Annotated in this window: 12 protein-coding genes; 4 read left to right on the forward strand and 8 right to left on the reverse strand. The window is 68.1% G+C overall.

Features of this window, described 5'->3' with window-relative positions; genetic code table 11:
- Positions 1-87: 87 nt before the first annotated feature.
- Positions 88-1,326: a phospholipase D-like domain-containing protein gene (locus OG766_RS34775; RefSeq protein ID WP_328727169.1), complete on the reverse strand. Its 1,239-nt coding sequence runs from the start codon at positions 1,324-1,326 to the stop codon at positions 88-90.
- Positions 1,327-2,026: 700 nt separating this feature from the next.
- On the opposite strand from OG766_RS34775, the gene OG766_RS34780 reads away from it, so the two are divergent.
- The 3 genes from OG766_RS34780 to OG766_RS34790 all read left to right on the forward strand — a co-directional run bounded on the left by OG766_RS34780 (position 2,027) and on the right by OG766_RS34790 (position 3,916).
- A complete protein-coding gene (locus tag OG766_RS34780; RefSeq protein ID WP_266389115.1) occupies positions 2,027-2,386 on the forward strand; it encodes a hypothetical protein in 360 nt (119 codons plus the stop codon).
- 283 nt (positions 2,387-2,669) lie between these two features.
- The gene (locus OG766_RS34785) at positions 2,670-2,912 is read left to right on the forward strand and encodes a DUF6411 family protein (protein ID WP_266389118.1); all 243 of its coding nucleotides are present in this window, start codon (positions 2,670-2,672) and stop codon (positions 2,910-2,912) included.
- Positions 2,913-3,022: 110 nt separating this feature from the next.
- Positions 3,023-3,916, forward strand: coding sequence for an RNA polymerase sigma factor SigF (locus tag OG766_RS34790; protein WP_328727170.1), 894 nt, complete (start codon positions 3,023-3,025; stop codon positions 3,914-3,916).
- Between the two features lie 540 nt (positions 3,917-4,456).
- Here OG766_RS34790 and OG766_RS34795 read toward each other — a convergent pair.
- The 4 genes from OG766_RS34795 to OG766_RS34810 all read right to left on the reverse strand — a co-directional run bounded on the left by OG766_RS34795 (position 4,457) and on the right by OG766_RS34810 (position 12,617).
- Positions 4,457-4,819, reverse strand: coding sequence for a hypothetical protein (locus OG766_RS34795; protein ID WP_266389123.1), 363 nt, complete (start codon positions 4,817-4,819; stop codon positions 4,457-4,459).
- Positions 4,820-4,883: 64 nt separating this feature from the next.
- Positions 4,884-7,292, reverse strand: a complete 2,409-nt coding sequence (locus OG766_RS34800; RefSeq protein WP_266389126.1) for a SpoIIE family protein phosphatase — start codon at positions 7,290-7,292, stop codon at positions 4,884-4,886.
- Between the two features lie 328 nt (positions 7,293-7,620).
- Positions 7,621-8,358: a response regulator gene (locus tag OG766_RS34805; RefSeq protein WP_328727171.1), complete on the reverse strand. Its 738-nt coding sequence runs from the start codon at positions 8,356-8,358 to the stop codon at positions 7,621-7,623.
- A complete protein-coding gene (locus OG766_RS34810) occupies positions 8,355-12,617 on the reverse strand; it encodes a HAMP domain-containing protein (protein ID WP_328727172.1) in 4,263 nt (1,420 codons plus the stop codon). Before OG766_RS34810 ends, OG766_RS34805 begins: the two co-directional genes overlap by 4 nt.
- Before the next feature lie 137 nt (positions 12,618-12,754).
- Here OG766_RS34810 and OG766_RS34815 point away from each other — a divergent pair, with 137 nt between their 5' ends.
- On the forward strand, positions 12,755-14,635 hold the full coding sequence (locus OG766_RS34815; protein ID WP_266389135.1) for a SpoIIE family protein phosphatase: 1,881 nt from the start codon (positions 12,755-12,757) through the stop codon (positions 14,633-14,635).
- 109 nt (positions 14,636-14,744) lie between these two features.
- Here the strand turns inward: OG766_RS34815 and OG766_RS34820 are convergent, their stop codons facing one another.
- From OG766_RS34820 to OG766_RS34830, 3 genes are all read right to left on the reverse strand, one after another.
- On the reverse strand, positions 14,745-16,253 hold the full coding sequence (locus OG766_RS34820) for a DUF4246 domain-containing protein (protein WP_266389138.1): 1,509 nt from the start codon (positions 16,251-16,253) through the stop codon (positions 14,745-14,747).
- A gap of 187 nt (positions 16,254-16,440) precedes the next feature.
- Positions 16,441-17,103 (reverse strand): heparin lyase I family protein, encoded by a 663-nt coding sequence (locus OG766_RS34825; protein ID WP_266389140.1) that lies wholly within the window; start codon positions 17,101-17,103, stop codon positions 16,441-16,443.
- A gap of 56 nt (positions 17,104-17,159) precedes the next feature.
- The gene (locus OG766_RS34830) at positions 17,160-18,359 is read right to left on the reverse strand and encodes a hypothetical protein (RefSeq protein ID WP_266389143.1); all 1,200 of its coding nucleotides are present in this window, start codon (positions 18,357-18,359) and stop codon (positions 17,160-17,162) included.
- Positions 18,360-18,395 lie beyond the last annotated feature (36 nt).

Here is an 18,395-nt window from a genome sequence, read left to right on the forward strand (position 1 = left end):
CGCAGACTGTCCTAGCTGTACTGCCCAGGCAGTCGTGGAGCGTGCCTTGATGGTGCCCGCCGGGGCACGAGTCGAGGCGGGCTGTGGCTACAGGAAACGGCGGATGGGCTGGACGGCGACTTCCCGGGCCCGCTGCAGGACAGAGCGTCTCTTCCATCGGCCCTCCCGGATCAGTTCGCTGGCCGCCCTGTCCGTCTCGAAGTCCTCATCCAGTGTTGCGGTGAAATCCTGGTCCAGCACCGCGAGCATCACCTCCTCGTCATGGTCGAGGGAGCGGCGGTTGAAGTTGGTCGAGCCGATGAGAGCGGCGACGTGGTCGACCGTGATGACCTTGGTGTGCATCATCGTGGGCTGGTACTGGTAGATCTTCACTCCGCACGCGGTGAGCTTCTCGTAGTGGTGCTGGCCGGCCAGCAAGGAGACCCGCTTGTCGGTATGCGGCCCCGGTAGCAGGATCTCCACCTCGACGCCGCGCCGCACGGTGGCACACAGCAGCTCGACGAAGTACGTGTCCGGCGAGAAGTAGGCGGTGGTCAGCCGGAAGCGTTCCTCGGCGGATTCCAGCATCACGCGGATCAAGGTCTGCATGTCCTGCCAGCCGAAGCCGGCCGAGCCGCGGACCACCTGCACGACGACATCGCCCTGCGGGCGGTGCTCGATGAACCGGTCCCGCTCGTCGAAGAGTTCGTCGTGGCACTCGGCCCAGTTCTGCGCGAACGCGGCAGCGATCCCGTCCACCGCCGGCCCGCGGACCTCGACGTGCGTGTCGCGCCACTCGCTCTCGTCGCGCGCATCGCCGCACCACTCCTTGGCGATCCCCACCCCGCCGGTGAACGCGGTCTCCTCGTCGATGACCAGGACCTTGCGGTGGCACCGGTGGTTCTGTTTGAGGGGAGAGAGATACAGCGGCTTGCGGAACCACGCCACCTCGACCCCGGCACGCTCCATCGCATCCAGCTGCTCGGTCTCGATCAGCCGGCTGCCGAACCCGTCCAAGAGCAGCCGCACCCGCACACCGGCACGGGCTCGCTCCGCGAGTGTCTGGGCGAACTGGCGGGCTATGTCACCCTTCCAGTACACGAACGTCATCATGTCCACGGTGCACTCGGCGCGGCGGATCCCGGCCAGCATCGCGCCGAAGATCTCATCCCCGTTGCGCAAGGGAACGAGACTGTTGCCCTCCGTCGCCGCGATCCCTATCAGCCGCTCCAGACGCCGCCGTATCCGCACCACGCGGGCCTGCACGACGCGGGCCTCAAGGTACGACGCGTCCGGTGCTTCGGGGTCCTGCTGGGTCAGCTCGGAAGGTTCTTGCGTACCGGTCATCGCATCCCCCTGGCCGGAACACAACAGGAACCGTCGGACCGCGGCACCCGGTCCGGCACGGGCTGGAGCGGCGAGCAGACTGTACCTCCGACCCCCGGCAGACGGGGCCCAGGGAAGGCCACGGTGATGGTGGGCATGGTCGCCGTATGTCTCGTCCTGGCCAGCCCTGCCGCCTTCGGGCTCCTGGTCCAACACCCGCGATCGCAGACGGGGCTCGACGGAAGGTAGTTCTCCGCAGAGCCCCGATCTGTACATGGCGCGTCGCCGTGTGGTCACCGCTTCGTCTAGAAGTAGTGCTTGCGCCTACCGACGGTGCGTCCAGTCGCTCCGAGGATCCAAAGGATCGCGCCGACCAAGATGAGTACGCCGCCCACTGTCGTCAGCAGCGATATGCCCATCAGCATCCCTATGATGAGCAGAATCAGCCCAAGAACAATCATGACCACTCCGATTTGTCGAGTCACTTCGACGTGTGGACCTGCTTCTTGGCAGCCCACAGCGTCCCGTTTCCATCGGTTTCCTGATCCGGATCGGGTGCAGTTTCCGCCAACCACGCTCGGCGGCTGCCAGGCGGCCTGTGTCGTGCTCCCTCCGTGTGCCCCGCTCTCGACCGCTCATGCGCATCGGATCACCGCTTCCAGCCAGGTCGCCTCCCGCCAAGGCAGCTCGCCCGGGGCTGCGGTCGGGCTAGGGTCCCGACATGAGCACAGTGGACCCCCTCCTGAAGAGGCTGACCGACCGCGTGGAGCGAGAACAACTTGCTCTGCCGATCACCCTCGTCATCCACGGCACCACCATCACCGGAGAGGTGGTGCCACACGCCGTCTGGGCCAAGCACATCGCCGATCAGCTCTCCCGCTCGGAGAGCCGGGCGAGCATTTTCGCCACCGACTTCGTGTGGGAGCACGACCAGCCCGAGCGCGACGGCAACTACCTTCATCTGAGCGGCGGCAAGGTCGTCAGCGCCGGCACCGCGTACCCGGAACACGGTGGGCTGTTCCGTATTGGCATCGACGCGGTGAGCGGGTGGTTCCTGGGGGAGATTCAGGTACACCCGTAAGGTCGGCACGCGCTCCGGACCTGCGCGCAATCGGCTTCGGTGGCCCCGAGTCGCCGCGCCGCATGAACACGTGCCAAGGGCGGTACCTGCTCGTCCGGGCGGGGATCGGAGACATCCCCTTGGGGCCTGCACACGGCGAGGAAACGTCAGGCCGCGGTGCCCGGTCCGGCAACGGGCTGAGCGGCGCGGCGACCGTATCCCTGGGGCGGGCGGCACGAGCCAGGCGCATGGTCCTGGATCCGCAGGGCAAACGGAGGGGCACACCTCAACTCAGGGAGCCTTCATGATGGTTGTTGGGATCATTGCTGTCTGTATCGTCCTCGCCGTTCTCGCCTTCTTCGTACCTCGTCTGTCCCGGCACCCCGAACGTGGCACCCAGCGCACCCTGGGAGCCGGATCACGCGCTGGGGCCAAGGCCCCCGGCATCCTGGGACGGATCTTCAGCAAGCCCTTCCGCAGCAGCTCCAAGGCCGTGGGCCGTAGCGGTTCCGCGGGTCGTCGTGCCCGAGGTCGCATGCCGTTGTGAGATCAGGCTGCCGCCTCGTCTCATCTTCCTGCCGCAGGTCAGGCGTGCGCGCGCCGTCCCGGGGCAGGAGCGGTCCAGGAAGAGCGCACCACCAGGGGAGGGATGGGGACATGGCAGCGACGTCTGCGCCGATCACCGATACCGAGCGGGCCGATGCAGCAGAGCTGCGTACGCCGGGTGCATCGGCCGCAGCCACCGTCGGCCTGCCCTGGGTCGAGGACGCGGGCAAGATCGCGCCCAAGGATGCCCGGGCTCTGTCCAAGCTGTTCCTCGACGAGCTTCAGGTGCTGGAAGAGGGCACGCCCGAGTCCCAGTACGCCCGCAACACCCTCATCGAGATGAATCTCTCCCTGGTCCAGTTCGCGGCCCGTCGCTTCCGCAACCGCGGCAGCGGCGACATGGAGGACATCATCCAGGTCGGCACCATCGGCCTGATCAAGGCCATCGACCGCTTCGACCTCTCCCGCGAAGTGGAGTTCACGACCTTCGCCGTGCCGTACATCGTCGGTGAGATCAAACGCTTCTTCCGTGACGCCAGCTGGGCCGTCCACGTGCCCCGCCGCCTCCAGGAACTGCGTGTCGACCTGGCCCAGGCCAAGGAGCAGCTCGCCACTCGCCTGGACCGCGACCCGACCGTCAAGGAACTCGCCGATCACCTGCGGCTGAGCGAGGACGAGGTCATCGAAGGCATGGTCGCCGCCAACGGCTACACCGCCGGCTCGCTGGACATGCCCGGCGACAGCGACGACTCGTACAGCACCACTCGCTCCTACACCGACGTCATCGGAGAAGCAGACCCGGCCATCGAGCTGCTGGAAGACCTGCACACGCTGGCCCCGCTCATCGACCAGCTCGACGACCGGGACCGACGCATCATTGAAATGCGCTTCGGCCAGGAGATGACCCAGTCCCAGATCGGCGCCGAACTCGACATCTCCCAGATGCACGTCTCACGCCTGCTGTGCCGCGCGCTCACCCAGCTACGCACCGGCATGTCCGCCTGAGCCCCATACCGCCGCTCCTCGCGCGCACGCCGCGTCGAGGGGCCGGCGGCGAGAACGGCTGCCTCGCGGAGCACGACAAGCGTGCCGCTCCCTGCGACCTGAACCGACGAGGGCGCGGCAGGTTCACCCCGTTCGTACCCGTGGCACTGGGGCAAGGGGCGAGTGCTGATGCTCTTGGTGGCGGCGACGAAGCGCAGGACGACGTTGATCCTCTCGAGCCCCGCCCGGCCCGCCCACGTTCACGGCGAGCGCCTGCGCGATCAAGCCGAGTGGGAGGCGTGACGGCGTCTGACACCGCCGTCCCGATCCGCTACGGGGCCTGCAGGCGGGCGTCAACTTCTCCGCGGGAACGCCGGGTTTCCGGTGACGAGGCGAGCGTGGTCGGGTAGTCGGTCGTCGATGTCCTGCGCTGTCACGGGGCCCGACGAGCAGCGAGTGGCGGGACGTTGGCCCGGGAATGGTCCGGATCTTCGGGACCTCAAGGCTCAGCGGAGGTCGAAGCGTTCGAGGTCCATCACCTTGTTCCGCGCGACCACGAGGTCAAGGGCGAGATTCGAGCGCAGGCCGACCGGGATCACCGACGGTGACGGTGTGCCAGGTGCCGTCCGGCGGGATGTCGGCGCGCGCGGCGGCGTCGAGGCGATGGTCGAAGAAGCCCGCCGACTCGCGGGGCCGCACGGCGTGTCCGGGCAGCGGCAGCGCGGCCACCGCTTCGGCGCGGCGGCGCTGCTCGGTGGCCACCAGGTCGTCGGACTCCGCCCGGTTCCGGGAGGGCGTCCGGCTCCTGGATCCGAGTGAGGCGAACGGAAGACAGACGACGGGCAGAGCCCGTGCCAGGCCCGATGAGCGGATCGGGCGCAGGGTGAAGGGGAGTCGGACGGGGAGGTCTCCGTCTGCAGGCACGATGCCGCCCTCGGTCAGCAGGACCGTGCGTGACCGGCGAGGTGCTGATTGCCGCGGGCTGCGCTCAACGGAGCATCCCGCCGCCGACTCCGGCAGAGGCCTTGGGGATGGCCAGCTCGGCCCAGATCGTCTTCCCGGTGGAGGTGTACCGCGTGCCCCAGCGCTGGGACATCTGGGCGACGAGGAACAGGCCGCGGCCTCCCTCGTCGTCCCGGCGCGCTCGCCGCAGGTGTGGTGCGGTCTGCGCGCTGTCGGAGACCTCGCACAGCAGGCAGCGATCCCTGATCAGTCTCAGCACGACCGGTCCGGTGGCGTACCGGATGCCGTTGGTGACCAGTTCGCTCACCACGAGTGAGGCAGTGAACGACAGCTCGGACAGGCCCCAGGTCTCCAGTTGGCGCTCGGTGAGCATTCGCGCCTGAGCCACCATGGCCGGGTCGGACGGCAGCTCCAGGTCCTCCACATGGTCGGCGTCGAGCCGCCGGGTGCGGACGAGCAGCAGCGTGGCGTCGTCCACCTGTGGTCCGGGCGGCAGGGCCGACAGCGCTCGGTCGCACAGTTCCTCCAGCGGGCATCGCTGCCAGGTGAGCACCTCGGCCAGCCGGTCGATCCCGCTGTCGATGTCCTGGCCCCGATCCTCCACGACGCCGTCGGTGAAGAACGCCAGCACGCTGCCGTTGGAAAGGTCCAGATCAACGTCCTCGTACGGCAGGCCGCCCAGCCCCAGGGGCGGTCCCGGCGCCAGAGCGGACATGGCCACCGAGCCGCTCGCATCGGCCACTATCGGCGGGGGATGGCCTGCGCTGGCCCAGACGCACCGGCCGCTGACCGGGTCGTAGATTGCATACAGGCAGGTCACCACCATCGCCTCGCTGCCCAGCCCGTCCTCCGCGTCGGGCTCCGATTCCTGCGTCACCAGGTCGTCCAGCCGTGTGAGCAACTCGGCCGGGTCCAGGTCCAGCAGAGCAAGGGTCCGTACGGTGGAGCGCAGTCGGCCCATGGTCGCGGCGGCGTGCATACCGTGGCCCACCACGTCACCTACGGTCAGTCCCACTCTGGCCCCGGACAGCGGAATCACGTCGAACCAGTCGCCGCCCACGCCCACGCGGCTGTCGGCAGGCAGGTAGCGGTACGCAACGTCGACCGCGCTCTGCTGAGGCAGATGCCGCGGCAGCAGGCTTCGCTGCAGTACCAGGGCCGCCGCGTGCTGGCTGGTGTACCGGCGGGCATTGTCGATGCCGACGGCGGCCCGCTCGGCCAGCTCCACGGCGAGTGTCTGCTCCTCCGGCCCGAAGGCGTCGGGGTTGCTGTTGCGCCGGAAGGTGGCAAGGCCCAGGACGGCCTCGCGGGTCAGCAGCGGGACGAACAGGCAGGAGTGCGAGGCGGCCGACCCCGCCTCGCCCGGTGCCTCGCTCGGGCAGGCGTCGACGACGCAGCGGCCGGTGGCAAGGCTCAGAGCCTGCGGTGACGAGGGTGGGTAGGAGACGGGGCTGGTCCGGAACTCTTCCGGGGTCCGGCCGTGCATCCGCAGCAGACCGTGTCCCGGCGCCGAGCGCGTCGGCGGCTGCCGTCCCTCGATGACGGCCGGGGGCAGATCAACCTGCACCTCGTCGGCCAGCTGCGGTACCGCCACGTCGGCGAGTTCCGCCGCAGTGCGACGCACGTCCAGCGAGGCACCGACGCGCTTTCCCGCCCGCACCAGGAGCGACAGTCGTTCCTGGGCGCGGTAGCGGTCGGTGATGTCCAGGGACTCCTCGAACAGCCCCAGCGGTTCGCCTCGGGCGTCCAGCATCCGGTGGTAGGAGCAGGACCAGACGTGCTCGCGCACCGGGTCGGCGGGGGCGCGCCCGCGATAGTGCATACCGACGATCGGTTCCCCCGTCGTCAGCACGTGATCCATCACCTGGTCCTCGTCCGGGGGATGGTGGCGTGAGATGAACTCGCCTTCCGGAAAGAGGTCCGCGGCAGGCCGACCGGTGTACTGGGCGATCCCTCCGAGCTCCAGATCGGTGGAGACGTTCCCCCAGACGACGCGCCTGTCGGTGTTGAAGATCGTCAGGCCCACGTGAGACTCGGTCGCCAGGCCCTGCAGCATCGCCAGTTGCGCCTCCCAGCTGCGGAGCGCCTCCAGTTCGGCGGCAACCACGACGACCGCAGCGCCGCTTTGGTGCGACAGCGGGCTGAACGTCACTACCGCGCGCACTGTGTGTCCGTCCTGGTGGCAGAGGTCCAGGACGATGCTGCGGGTCCTGTGCGCCTTGCAGAGGGCAGACAGTCGCTGCTCAGAGGTCGTCGCCAGCAGCCGCTCGGCCGGCAGGCCGAGTACCTCCTCAGGAGAATGTCCGAGGAGGCGCTGGGCCGAGGAACCCCACCCGACAATGCGGCCTTTGTCGTCCAGCACCGCGGTGGCGGCTTTGTTGGGGTCCAAAGGACTGTGGAAATCGACGTTGGCCGCATTCGGAAAACGATCCATAACACCGCTTCCCTTCGTGCTCCCCCAGGATCCCGTGCCGCACGACGGAGGACAACCGCACGCGCGATCTCCCCCCTGTTCACATAGGGTGACCGTCGAACACGTCCCGGATCCGACGCACGCTGCGGCCGGGGAGCACGTCCCGCCGTGACCCGGACCGCCTGGCTCGGTGCCGTGCGGCGAGGTACGGTGCGCGGGCCAGGCGGAGGGCCGCGTACGACGTGGGGTGGTGCACGGTGACCGGACGTCACCCGGGGTGAGGAAATGTGGACCGGCCTGGTCGCCGAAAGGCCAGTGCACGCCGTCCTCCGCTGGCTGACCCCCGGCGTCACTCGGACCTCAGGCGGAGGCTGCCGACGGCTCGTTCGAGTTCGGCGACGCGGTCGGCGAGGGTGGGGGCCTCTGCGGCGTTGGTATCGCGGAGCAGGAGTTCGATCTGTGCCAACTGTCCGCCGATCTCCGCCAGCCGTTCCTCGGTCGGTGCAGTCGCGGTACGGGGTGAGGTCTCTGGCGGGCGCGGTCCTTTCCCGCGCGCTCCTTTCTCGCGGCGTTCGGCAGTGGCCTCGGCCTCGGCCGACGCGGCACGGCCCCTGGGGGCGGGGGCAGGGGCGGTCCTGGCCTCGGCGAAGAGACGCCGCAACTGCTCGGCCTGGGCGGCCAGTTGGCGGTTCTTTCGATGCAGGTCGAGAAAGATGCTGACTTTGGTACGGAGCAGCCACGGGTCGAATGGCTTCGTGAGGAAGTCCGCGGCGCCGATCGAATATCCGCGGTAGGCGTAGTCCGTCTCGACCTCGGCCCCGGTCAGGAGGATGATCGGCACGTCTTTGGTCTGGTCCAGACGCTTGATGTTCGCGGCGGTCTCGAAGCCGTCCATGCCGGGCATGAGGACATCGAGCAGTACGACGGCGAAGTCCTGCCGCAGCATGGCCTTCAGTGCTTCCTCTCCGGAATGGGCGCGCACCAACTCCTGGCCGAGCGGGCCGAGCAGGGCCTCGAGCGCGATCAGGTTCTCTTCGATGTCGTCGACGATCAGGATGCTGCATTTCTCGGTCGGGTATGTGGTCATGGTGTCCGCCTCGACGGGTCCTCAGCGTTCTCCTCGGCGACGTCCGGCGCCTGCTCGGGCCCCGGATCCGCGGAGCGGCCCCGCGGGTCGAGCAGATCGCAGGCCACGGACAGCAGGTGGTCCACATCCACGGGCTTCGGAACGTACTCGGAGGCGCCCGCTTCGAGCGCCTTCTCCCGGTCGCCCGGCATGGCCTTGGCGGTCAGGGCGATGATCGGCAGTTCGGCGAAGCGGGGGGAGTGCCGCACAGCGCCGATCGTCTCGTAGCCGTCCATCTCGGGCATCATGATGTCCATCAGAATCAGCGAGATGGAGGGATGGCGGTCCAGCATCTCGAGACCTTCGCGTCCGTTCTCGGCGTACTTGACGGTGATGCCCACGCGGCCGAGCACATGCATCAGCGCGAAGACGTTACGGATGTCGTCGTCGACGATGAGGATGGTGCGCCCGTCCAGCACCTTGCGCGGACGGCCGGTGATCCACTCCTTGAGCCGAGTTGTTTCCGCCCAGCTCGTCGTGTCCCGGCCGGTGGCCGCTGCCGCCATGCCGACGGGGGGCTCCGGGACGCTCGTCGGCCGTGGCGCCGGGGGAGCGTCGATCGGACCGGCCGGCAGCACGGGGACGGGCGGCGCCGTGGTCTCCGCTGCCGGGCCGTCGGGCATCGGCGGGGGTTCGGCCACCGGCGCAGTCGCCGCGGTGTGGCGCGCGGGCACGTACAGCGTGAACCGGGAGCCCACGCCGGGTTCGCTGTCGGCGACGATCCGGCCTCCCAGCATGCCGGCGATCTCCCTGCTGATGGAGAGCCCCAGCCCGGTGCCACCGTACTTGCGGCTCGTGGTGCCGTCGGTCTGCTGGAACGCTTCGAAGATGACGGTCAGTTTCTCCCGCGGGATGCCGATGCCGGTGTCCTTGACGCAGAACGCGAGGATCGGTTCGCTCGTCGGCAGTCCCTCCCGCTCGATCTCCTGGCCCGTTGCCCGCTCGACGCGCAGCTCCACACTGCCCGACGACGTGAACTTCACCGCGTTCGACAGAAGGTTCCGCAGAATCTGCTGGAGCCGCTGCTCGTCGGAGTACAACTCGCCCGGCACTCCGTCGCCGACCGTGACGTCGAAGGACAGTCCACGCTCGCTCGCGAGCGGCCGGAACATGGCATGCACGTAGTTCAGCAGCTTCGTCAGCGGCAGCTTCCTCGGATGGACGTCCATCCGGCCCGCCTCGATCTTCGACAGGTCCAGGATGTCGTTGATCAGCTGGAGCAGGTCCGATCCCGACCGGTGAATGGTGGCCGCGAAGTCCACCTCCTGTTCGGTGAGATGCCCGTCCGGGTTGTCGGCCAGCAGGCGGGCCAGGATCAGCAGCGAGTTCAGCGGGGTGCGCAGCTCGTGCGACATGTTGGCCAGGAACTCCGACTTGTACTGCGAGGAGGTGGCCAGCAGGGCGGCCTTGTCCTCCAGTTCCGCGTTGGAGCGTCTGAGTTCCGCGGTGAGCCGCTGGGACTCCGACAGCAGTGCTTCGGTGCGTGCGTTGGAGAGGATCGTGTTGATCGAGACGCCGATGGTGTTCACGAACTGGTCGATGAAGGCCAGGTGGACCTCGCTGAACTTGCTGAACGAGGCGAGTTCGATGACACCGAGCACTTCGTCCTCGAACAGGATCGGCAGGATGACGATGCTGGTCGGCGGTGCCGAGCCGAGCCCGGACTCGATGCTGATGTATCCCGGCGGGACGGCGTCGACGAGGATGCGCTTCTTCTCCAGGGCGGCCTGGGCGATCAGTCCCCGCACCGGCTTTCTGGTATCGGGGTGTGTGCTGTCGCCCGGGCCTTCGGCGCTGCCGTAACCGGCGATGAACTGCAGGCCCCGGCCGGGCTCGGCACCGGCCTCCGCCAGGAAGAAGGCCCCGAACTGCGCGTTGACCAGCGGGGTGAGCTCCCGCAGGATCAGGTCCGCGACCTCGACCAGGTCGCGGTGGCCCTGCATGAGACCGGCGATACGGGTGAGGTTCGACTCCAGCCAGTCCTTGGCCCGGGTGGTTTCGCGGAGGTTGGAGACCATGAGATTGACGTTGTTCTTCAGCTCGTTGACCTCGCCGCTGGCCTCGACCGCGATGGAGCCGGTGAGGTCGCCCTGGGCCACGGAGCTGGCCACCTCGGCGATCGCGCGTACCTGCGTGGTCAGGTTGAGGGCGAGTTCGTTGACGCTGGTCGTCAGCCGCTTCCAGGTGCCGTAGACACCCTCGACTCGCGCCTGGCCGCCCAGTTGGCCCTCGCTGCCGACCTCCCGGGCCACGCGCGTGACCTCGGCGGAGAACGAGGACAGCGTGTCGACCATGGTGTTGATGGTCGTCTTGAGTTCGAGGATCTCGCCACGCGCGTCGACGTCGATCTTCTTGGACAGGTCTCCCTGGGCGACGGCTGTGGCGACCTGGGCGATGTTGCGGACCTGGGAGGTGAGGTTGTCGGCCATGAAGTTGACGTTGTCGGTGAGGTCCTTCCAGACGCCGGAGACACCGCCGACCTGGGCGCGTCCGCCGAGTTGGCCCTCGGTGCCGACTTCGCGGGCCACCCGGGTCACCTCGTCGGCGAACGCCCGCAGCTGGTCGACCATCGTGTTGACCGTGTCCTTCAGCTCCAGGATCTCGCCGCGGGCGTCCACGGTGATCTTCTTCGAGAGGTCCCCGTCGGCGACGGCGGTGGTGACCTGGGCGATGTTGCGGACCTGGGAGGTGAGGTTGGACGCCATGAAGTTGACGTTGTCCGTGAGATCCTTCCAAAGGCCGGAGACGTCCCGGACGTGCGCCTGACCGCCGAGTTGGCCCTCGGTGCCGACTTCGCGGGCGACGCGGGTGACCTCGTCGGCGAACGCGGAGAGCTGGTCGACCATCGTGTTGATCGTCGACTTCAGTTCCAGGATCTCGCCCTTCGCCTCCACGGTGATCGTCTTGCCGAGATCTCCCTGGGCGACGGCTGTGGCGACCTGGGCGATGTTGCGGACCTGGGAGGTGAGGTTGTCGGCCATGAAGTTGACGTTGTCGGTGAGGTCCTTCCAGACGCCGGAGACGCCGCGGACCTGGGCGCGTCCGCCGAGTTGTCCTTCGGTGCCGACTTCGCGGGCGACGCGGGTGACCTCGTCGGCGAACGCGGAGAGCTGGTCGACCATCGTGTTGATCGTCGACTTCAGTTCCAGGATCTCGCCCTTCGCGTCCACGGTGATCTTCTGACTCAGGTCGCCGGTGGCGACGGCGGTGGTGACCTGAGCGATGTTGCGGACCTGGGAGGTGAGGTTGGACGCCATGAAGTTGACGTTGTCGGTGAGGTCTCGCCAGACTCCGGAGACGTCCCCCACGTGTGCCTGGCCGCCGAGTTGTCCTTCGGTGCCGACTTCGCGGGCCACCCGGGTCACCTCGTCGGCGAACGCGCGCAGCTGGTCGACCATCGTGTTGACCGTGAACTTCAGCTCCAGCACCTCACCGGTGGCGTCCACCGTCACGTGCTGGGTGAGGTCGCCCCGCGCCACCGCTGTCGTGACAACGGCGATGTCCCGGACCTGCGACGTCAGCCGGGACGCCATCGTGTTGACCGCCTCGATCACGAGGCGCCAGTCACCGGACAGTCCACGCACATGGGCGCGGCCGCCCAGCCGGCCTTCGGTGCCGACCTCGCGGGCCACCCGGGTGACCTCACCGGTGAACAGCGAGAGCTGGTCAACCGTGCGGTTCACGCAACGCGCCAGCCGCCGCAGATCGCCCCGGAGCTGGCGGCTGCCGTCGTGCATGTCGATGCGCTGCGTCAGCTCCCCGTCAGCCACCGCGTCCAGCACGCGCGTGGCGTTGGACACCGGAGCCACCAGGGCTTCGAGCAGTGTGTTGGCCGAGTCCACGCCCGTCACCCACGAGCCCTGCCCCGGGCTTGCCGAGAGCCGCTCGTCCAGCCGGCCGTACCGTACGACCTCGCGGCGGACCCGCTGCAGTTCGCTGACCAGATGATCGTTGCGCAAGGCGATCTGGTTGAGTATGTCGGCGATCTCCGTCAGCACAGTGTCTTCAGTGCTGTCGACGCGGACGGTGAAGTCACCGTCGCGCAGTGATCGCAGACCGTTGAGCAGGGGGCGCAAGTCGCTGCTGCGCACCCATGCGTCGCCGGGGGGCGCGGTGGACTGGGCGATTCCCGGGACCTCGGGTGGGCCCGCGAGATCCGCTGGCTCGGGCGGGTCCGCAGCCCTGGATCTGCGGTCGGCCGAAACCGGGTCGAGCGCCATGACAGTCCACCCCTATCCTCGACCTGGGTAGATACGTCACACTATAGGTGGTTGGCGAAGTGTCCGATCAAAGATCCTTTGGGGCATAAATGGCTACTATGCCTCCAAGGTCGGCTCATCCGTCCGGATCGGTTCTGATGTCGCGACCGGACAGGTGCGTGTCGCGTACAACGCTCCAGGCGAACCAGCGGGCCGCCTCAGAGGCGCGTGCTTTTGTCCGCGCAGCCCTCGCCGAGCAGGCCGCGGCGGTCGTCGACGCGCCCCAGGCGATCACCGAGGAGTTCGAAGAGGCCAGGGGGGACGCCGAACTGCTCGTCAGCGAACTGGCCACCAATGCCGTCATGCACGCCGGGACGGACATCGACGTCATCTGCTCGCTGGAACAGGGCCAAAGTCATGCGCGTCCGCAGGAGGAGCCCGGCCCCTCGGCACCAGCGGACGACGAGGACGTATCCGTCGCAGTGATCATCGAGGTGGCCGACCGCCACCCCACCCGGGCGCTGCGCCCCCACGAGGACCTGCCCGGCCGACGGGGCCTCGGCCTGCGGATCGTAGGCGCGCTGGCTTCGTCATGGGGGGTGACCTACGACCAGGACCAGAAGTCGGTGTGGTTCCGCTTGGAGATCGCGGGGCAGGCGCACCGCGCGGCTCCCGGGCCCCCGGCGTCGCCGCGGCGCGCCGTGCGGAACTTCGGGACAGACTCATCGGTACCGGCCGTCGGTGGTAGCGGGCTCATTGCCGAGTGGCCCCACCAGGCGGGTCCCACCTTCCTCGCCGAGGGCAGCGAGCTTCTCGCGGGCCAGCTCGACGAAGATCTCGTGGCCGCACTCGCAGGACAGCTACTGGTGCCCCGGCTGGCCGACTGGTGCGGCGTATGGCTGACCGTGGCATGCGGCCGCATGCGGCTGTCCCAGGTCTGGCACGCCGAAGAGTGGCGTATCGACGAGCTGCGCCACGAGCTGGCGAGAGAAATGCCGCCTGCCATCCTCAGTACGGCGAGCATCCCGTGGCCGTGGCCGGAGACTGCCGGGGACGCGGGGACGCGCGGCTCGGCACTGGCGTTCCCCCTGGTCTCCGCAGGCGCCTGCCAGGGGATGCTCCTCCTGGGCAGGACCGGGCAGCTCCGCATGACCGACAACCTGGCGAACGTGGTGCAGGACGTGGCGCGGCGGATCGCGCAGTCGTTGGTCACCGCCCGCCGGTACACCCGGCAGAAGTCGATCAGCCGGGCGCTTCAGCGCAATCAGCTGCCCGCGTTCCTGGCCAGCATTCCGGGCGTCGAGACGGCGATCGTCTACGAGCCGTACGGTGAGGGCCAGACGGTCGGCGGAGACTTCTACGATCTGTTCCCGATGGGGGAGCGCCGCTGGGGCTTTCTGCTCGGAGACGTGCAGGGCAAGGACCCGGAGGCGATGTCGGTCACCGGTCTGGCCCGGTACCTGGTGAGACTGCTGGCACGCGAAGGCCACGGCGTCGAGTCGGTGCTCCGGCGGCTGAACGCAGCCATGGCGGAGGAGAGCGCGGAAGCCGTCGTGAACGGGGGCGAACGGGCCCGCCCGCGGTTCTTGAGCATGCTGTACGGGGAACTGCAGCTCGGCCCGGGCACCGAGGGCCCCCACTGCACGATCGCAAGCGCCGGGCACCCGCTGCCCCTGCGCCTCCTGACCGACGGCTCGGTGGTGGCCGCGGCAGAACCCCAGATGCTGCTCGGCATCGACGACAGCGCGGTCTTCGAGGCCAGCTCCTTCAGCCTTGCTCCGGGTGAGACGCTGCTGTGTGTGACCGACGGTGTCACGGAGCGACGAAACGGTCACCGGCAGCTCGATGACGGCGACGGCCTGTCGGCGGTGCTCCGCGAATGCGCCGGGCTGGGCGCGAAAGCCGTGGCCGAGCGCATCCGCCGGACGGCGCACGACTTCGGTCCCGATCCGGTCGAGGACGACCTCTCGGTCCTGGTGCTGCAGGCGCTGCCCGTGACGGGCGCGAAAGCGGACACCGGGGAGCACCGACCTGGATAGAACACCGGAACCGCATCTCCCCGGCTACCTTCGCCGGCGGGAAGCCAAGGTCGCGGTTCCGGAACGGATCGACCAGTCCCGGCCTGGACGCATGGAGGATGAATGAGGTTCAGTGCTCGCAGAGGGAGAATTCTCGTTCGTAGAGCTGCTCGTTGTGTTCTGCGACGAAGAACTTGCGTTCCTGCATGAGTTGTTCGCGGTAGTTCTTCGCCTGTTCGAGCGTCATGGTCGAGGTGTCGGACCATGGTTGTTGCGGTGACACATCGGATGTCGAGACGATCTTTTCCGACGGGTCGACCAGGAAGAACGCGAGAATTTTGCGATACCCCGGGCGGGTGGTGTCCGTGAGGCGGAATGAGTCGACCCGGTGTTGCAGGATGTTCGGGAACGCCAGGCAGCGGCCCGCTGGGGTCGAGGCCGATCCCAGTATCTGGTTCAGTGCGTCTTCGTCCTTCAGTCCGTAGACCTCACGGAGACCGTTGTCGTCGTTCTGTTCGTAGTTCGGGTCATCGAGTGCCGCCCGGAAACTCAGCCGGCTCTCGGTGATGTTCTCACTGTCCCAGTAGTAGATGCCGGTCGAGACGATCCGCTCGTTCACCATCCCCTCGACGTGCCAGGAACCGCCGTGGTACTCGGGCTTGTCCGGGGTGAGATGGATGGTGGCGAGCTTGACGATGACCTGGAGACGGCGGCCGCGCAGGTCGACTCGGGCGGATGCATCGGGCAACTCGGGCGGGGTGAAGGCCGGGGCGTCCGGGATGACCGGGCGGCGGTTCTCCCACCAGTCGTCCTGGGCCTGTTCCCATGCACGAAGGGCTTCTGCGTAGGCCTCGTCATCACTGTAGGAGGATTTGATCGGATACTCCGGCTCCGAGTCGTACCACCCGAAGGGATCGGCCTCGATCCGCAGGGGCGGGGGGTGGCGCAGATCGGTGAGCACGTTCTCCAGTAGCGGGCGCAGGCATGCCAACAAGTCCGCGAGGACGGAGACAAGTTCGCGGTGAATTTCAGGGTGGACGTTGTTGATGTATGAACGGAAGGCGACATCGCCGTCGCCACTGACGTCGACGTCCGTGGGCAGCCATTGGAACTTCTCCGAGAACTCGTACCTGGAGTAGCGGTCCGTCGGGTTCTCCCAAGCCCGCTCGGGCGCGCCACTCACCTCTCTCACCAGGCAGAACAGTGAGGGATGAACCAGATCCAATACCTGGCCGTCGGATCCGGGATGCCAGTCCTGCTCTGCTTGGGGGACCTGCTCCAGAACCTGAACCGCCTCGCGCAGCCGGGATCGGAGCTTCTCGTCGACCAGTGTGTCCGACTGCCACACCCCGTCGACGGCGGACACCTCGATGCCGGATCGTTCGTCCCGCAGCGCGGCGTAATGCACGAGTTCGGCAAGCACATAACGAACCTGCGCTTCGGTGAGGCCTTGGGCGACCGCCTCTCGTGTCCACCTGGCCACGACGTCGGCATCGTTCATCTTGTTGAACCAGCCCGGCTTCGCCCGAATGTGTGAGCTGCACTGCATCATCTGAAGTTCCCGCAGCGTTCGGGGTGTCGCGAACGATATGGAACGGGAAGCATGAAAGGGCAGCGGGAATGCAGACAGGCCAGTCAATTCTCTTGGTCCTCCCAGTCGGTGTGTGGTGGCGGGAAGGATACTTCAGCGGACTGACACTGCAGCCGTGGTCCCGGTCGTCGATGGTCCGGGAGCGAGAGGCGCGGACGGCGGGTGCGACGTACGTGGTGCCGGTCGTGGCGGGCGGTGTCAGGGACCGCCCGCCACGACCGGGGAGAGTGAGCGGCTACACGTCGCCGCTGGTGGTGCCCATCTTCAGATCGTTGATCCAGTTGACCTGGTCGGTGCCGGCGACGTTCGAGTCGTACACGCCCCAGCGGGGCTTGTTGCCGAGGTCGTCCCAGGTGCGCACGTTCTTCGCGTCGACGATCAGGGTGCCGTCCAGGTACACCTGGAACGAACCGCTCGTCGAGGACTGCGCGTTGATGCCCAGCTTGATCTTGTGCCAGGCCCCCGGTGTCCAGGCGCCGCTGCCGACGCCGATCCACTGCTCACCGGGCGCCACGTACCAGACGCGCAGCTGGTTCTCCAGGACCATCATGATCACCGGGTAGTTCTGCTGGTGCTGCTCCCCGGTGCCGTTGGACTTCCACTGGAAGACGGTCGCGGTGTTCCCGGTGCTGGTCATCGACTCCCAGCCCCACCAGTAGGCCCGCCCGCCGGTGAAGGCGTACTCGGACCCGCCGACGCGGACGCTGTGCGCTTCGCAGCGCGTACCGCCCGCCTTGTTGACGAAGCCGAAGATGTCTCCGCGGCCGTCGCTCCAGTCAGTGGTGTAGACGTAGTTCGGGGAGTCGCACAGGACCCCGGCGAACACCCCGGTGCCGCCGGACGCGTCACCGTTCCAGATCAGCGAGGCGTGCGCGGGCGTGGCCACGACCAGGGTCATGGCCGCAGCCGCGGCAGCCGTGGGCAGCAGCCTCCTCAGGCGTTTCGGCGGCCGCTTCACAGGACGATCAGCGCCAGACGCGTGTCGCTGACACCGGTCTTCAGGTGGAGCAGCACCGTACTCGTGACCTGCGTCGCGGCGACGTCGAGATACAGCGTCGTCTGCGCCGTCGCCCCCGGCGCGAGGGAGGGGATGTTCCAGTACTGCCATCCGGTGCCGTACGTGCCGACTCCCGGCGCCTGTCCGCCGATGGACTGCATCTGGGTGGCAGGCGTCGTCGACGTGGAGGTGTTGGTGATGGTGACCGGGATCGCGACCTGGGAGCCGCGGGTGACGGTGCAGTTGCCGCTCGGCGGTGTGGCGCTCGCGCGCAGCGGCCCGCTGCTGCCGGTGCCGGTGACGACGCCCATCTCGTAGGAGTTCTGCGACACCCAGGCGCAGGCGTTGGCGTTCTTGGCACTGGTCTCCCAGAGCACGACGCCGTCCGCCTTGGCCTTCACGTTCTGGAACATGTGGGCCCAGGAGTTGCCGGGCTGGTAGGTCTCCGACGGGAACGAGACCGGGTTGACGTACGGGTAGATGGGGTGGCTCGGCGCCATGGCCCGGTCCCTGGCGACGGAGGCGTCGAACCTGCCGGTCCAGGCGGTCAGCGACTGCCCGTCATCGAAGTAGGCCCGCGGGGCGAAGCAGTTGAGCAGGTTGTCGTCGTGGAGCTGCTTGATGAGCTCCTGGTTGCGGGTCTGCCAGTCGTAGCCGTAGTGGCAGATCGGCGCCTGTGGGGCCGCGTTGCGGGTCCAGGTGAGCAGCTGGCGCCACAGGTTGTACGCGTTCGTCGCCGCCTGCCCGGTGGGCACCTGCGTGAGCTCGATGTCCTCGAAGTCGAGTACGACCGGGGCGGTCGCCGCGCCGCCGAACTGACCCGTGCCCATGTACTCCTTGACCTTGGCCTCGTATGTGGCCTGGGACGGCAGCGCGCCGCTGTTGGAGGTGCAGCCGGCCGCGTCGCACCGGTAGGCGAAGACGTCGTAGACGACGGTGGCCTTGGTCGCGCCGTACTGCGGCATGCCCGGCGGGTGGGCGCCGCGCTCATTGGTGAAGACGGTGAAGCCTGCTGCGGCGCTCGGTGCTTCCGGGCTCTGCGCTGCCGCGGGTGGGGCCGTGGTCGGCAGGGCGGCCAGGGCGAAAGCGGCCATCGTGGCCGCCAGGGACTTCGCGCTGCGCGCGCGAAGTGCGGTCAGGACCTTGCGACGGTGCAATGTGTCCTCCTGAGGGGGGAATGGACCGCACTGCCG

The organism is Streptomyces sp. NBC_00259 (assembly GCF_036181745.1).
Lineage (GTDB): Bacteria > Actinomycetota > Actinomycetes > Streptomycetales > Streptomycetaceae > Streptomyces > Streptomyces pratisoli.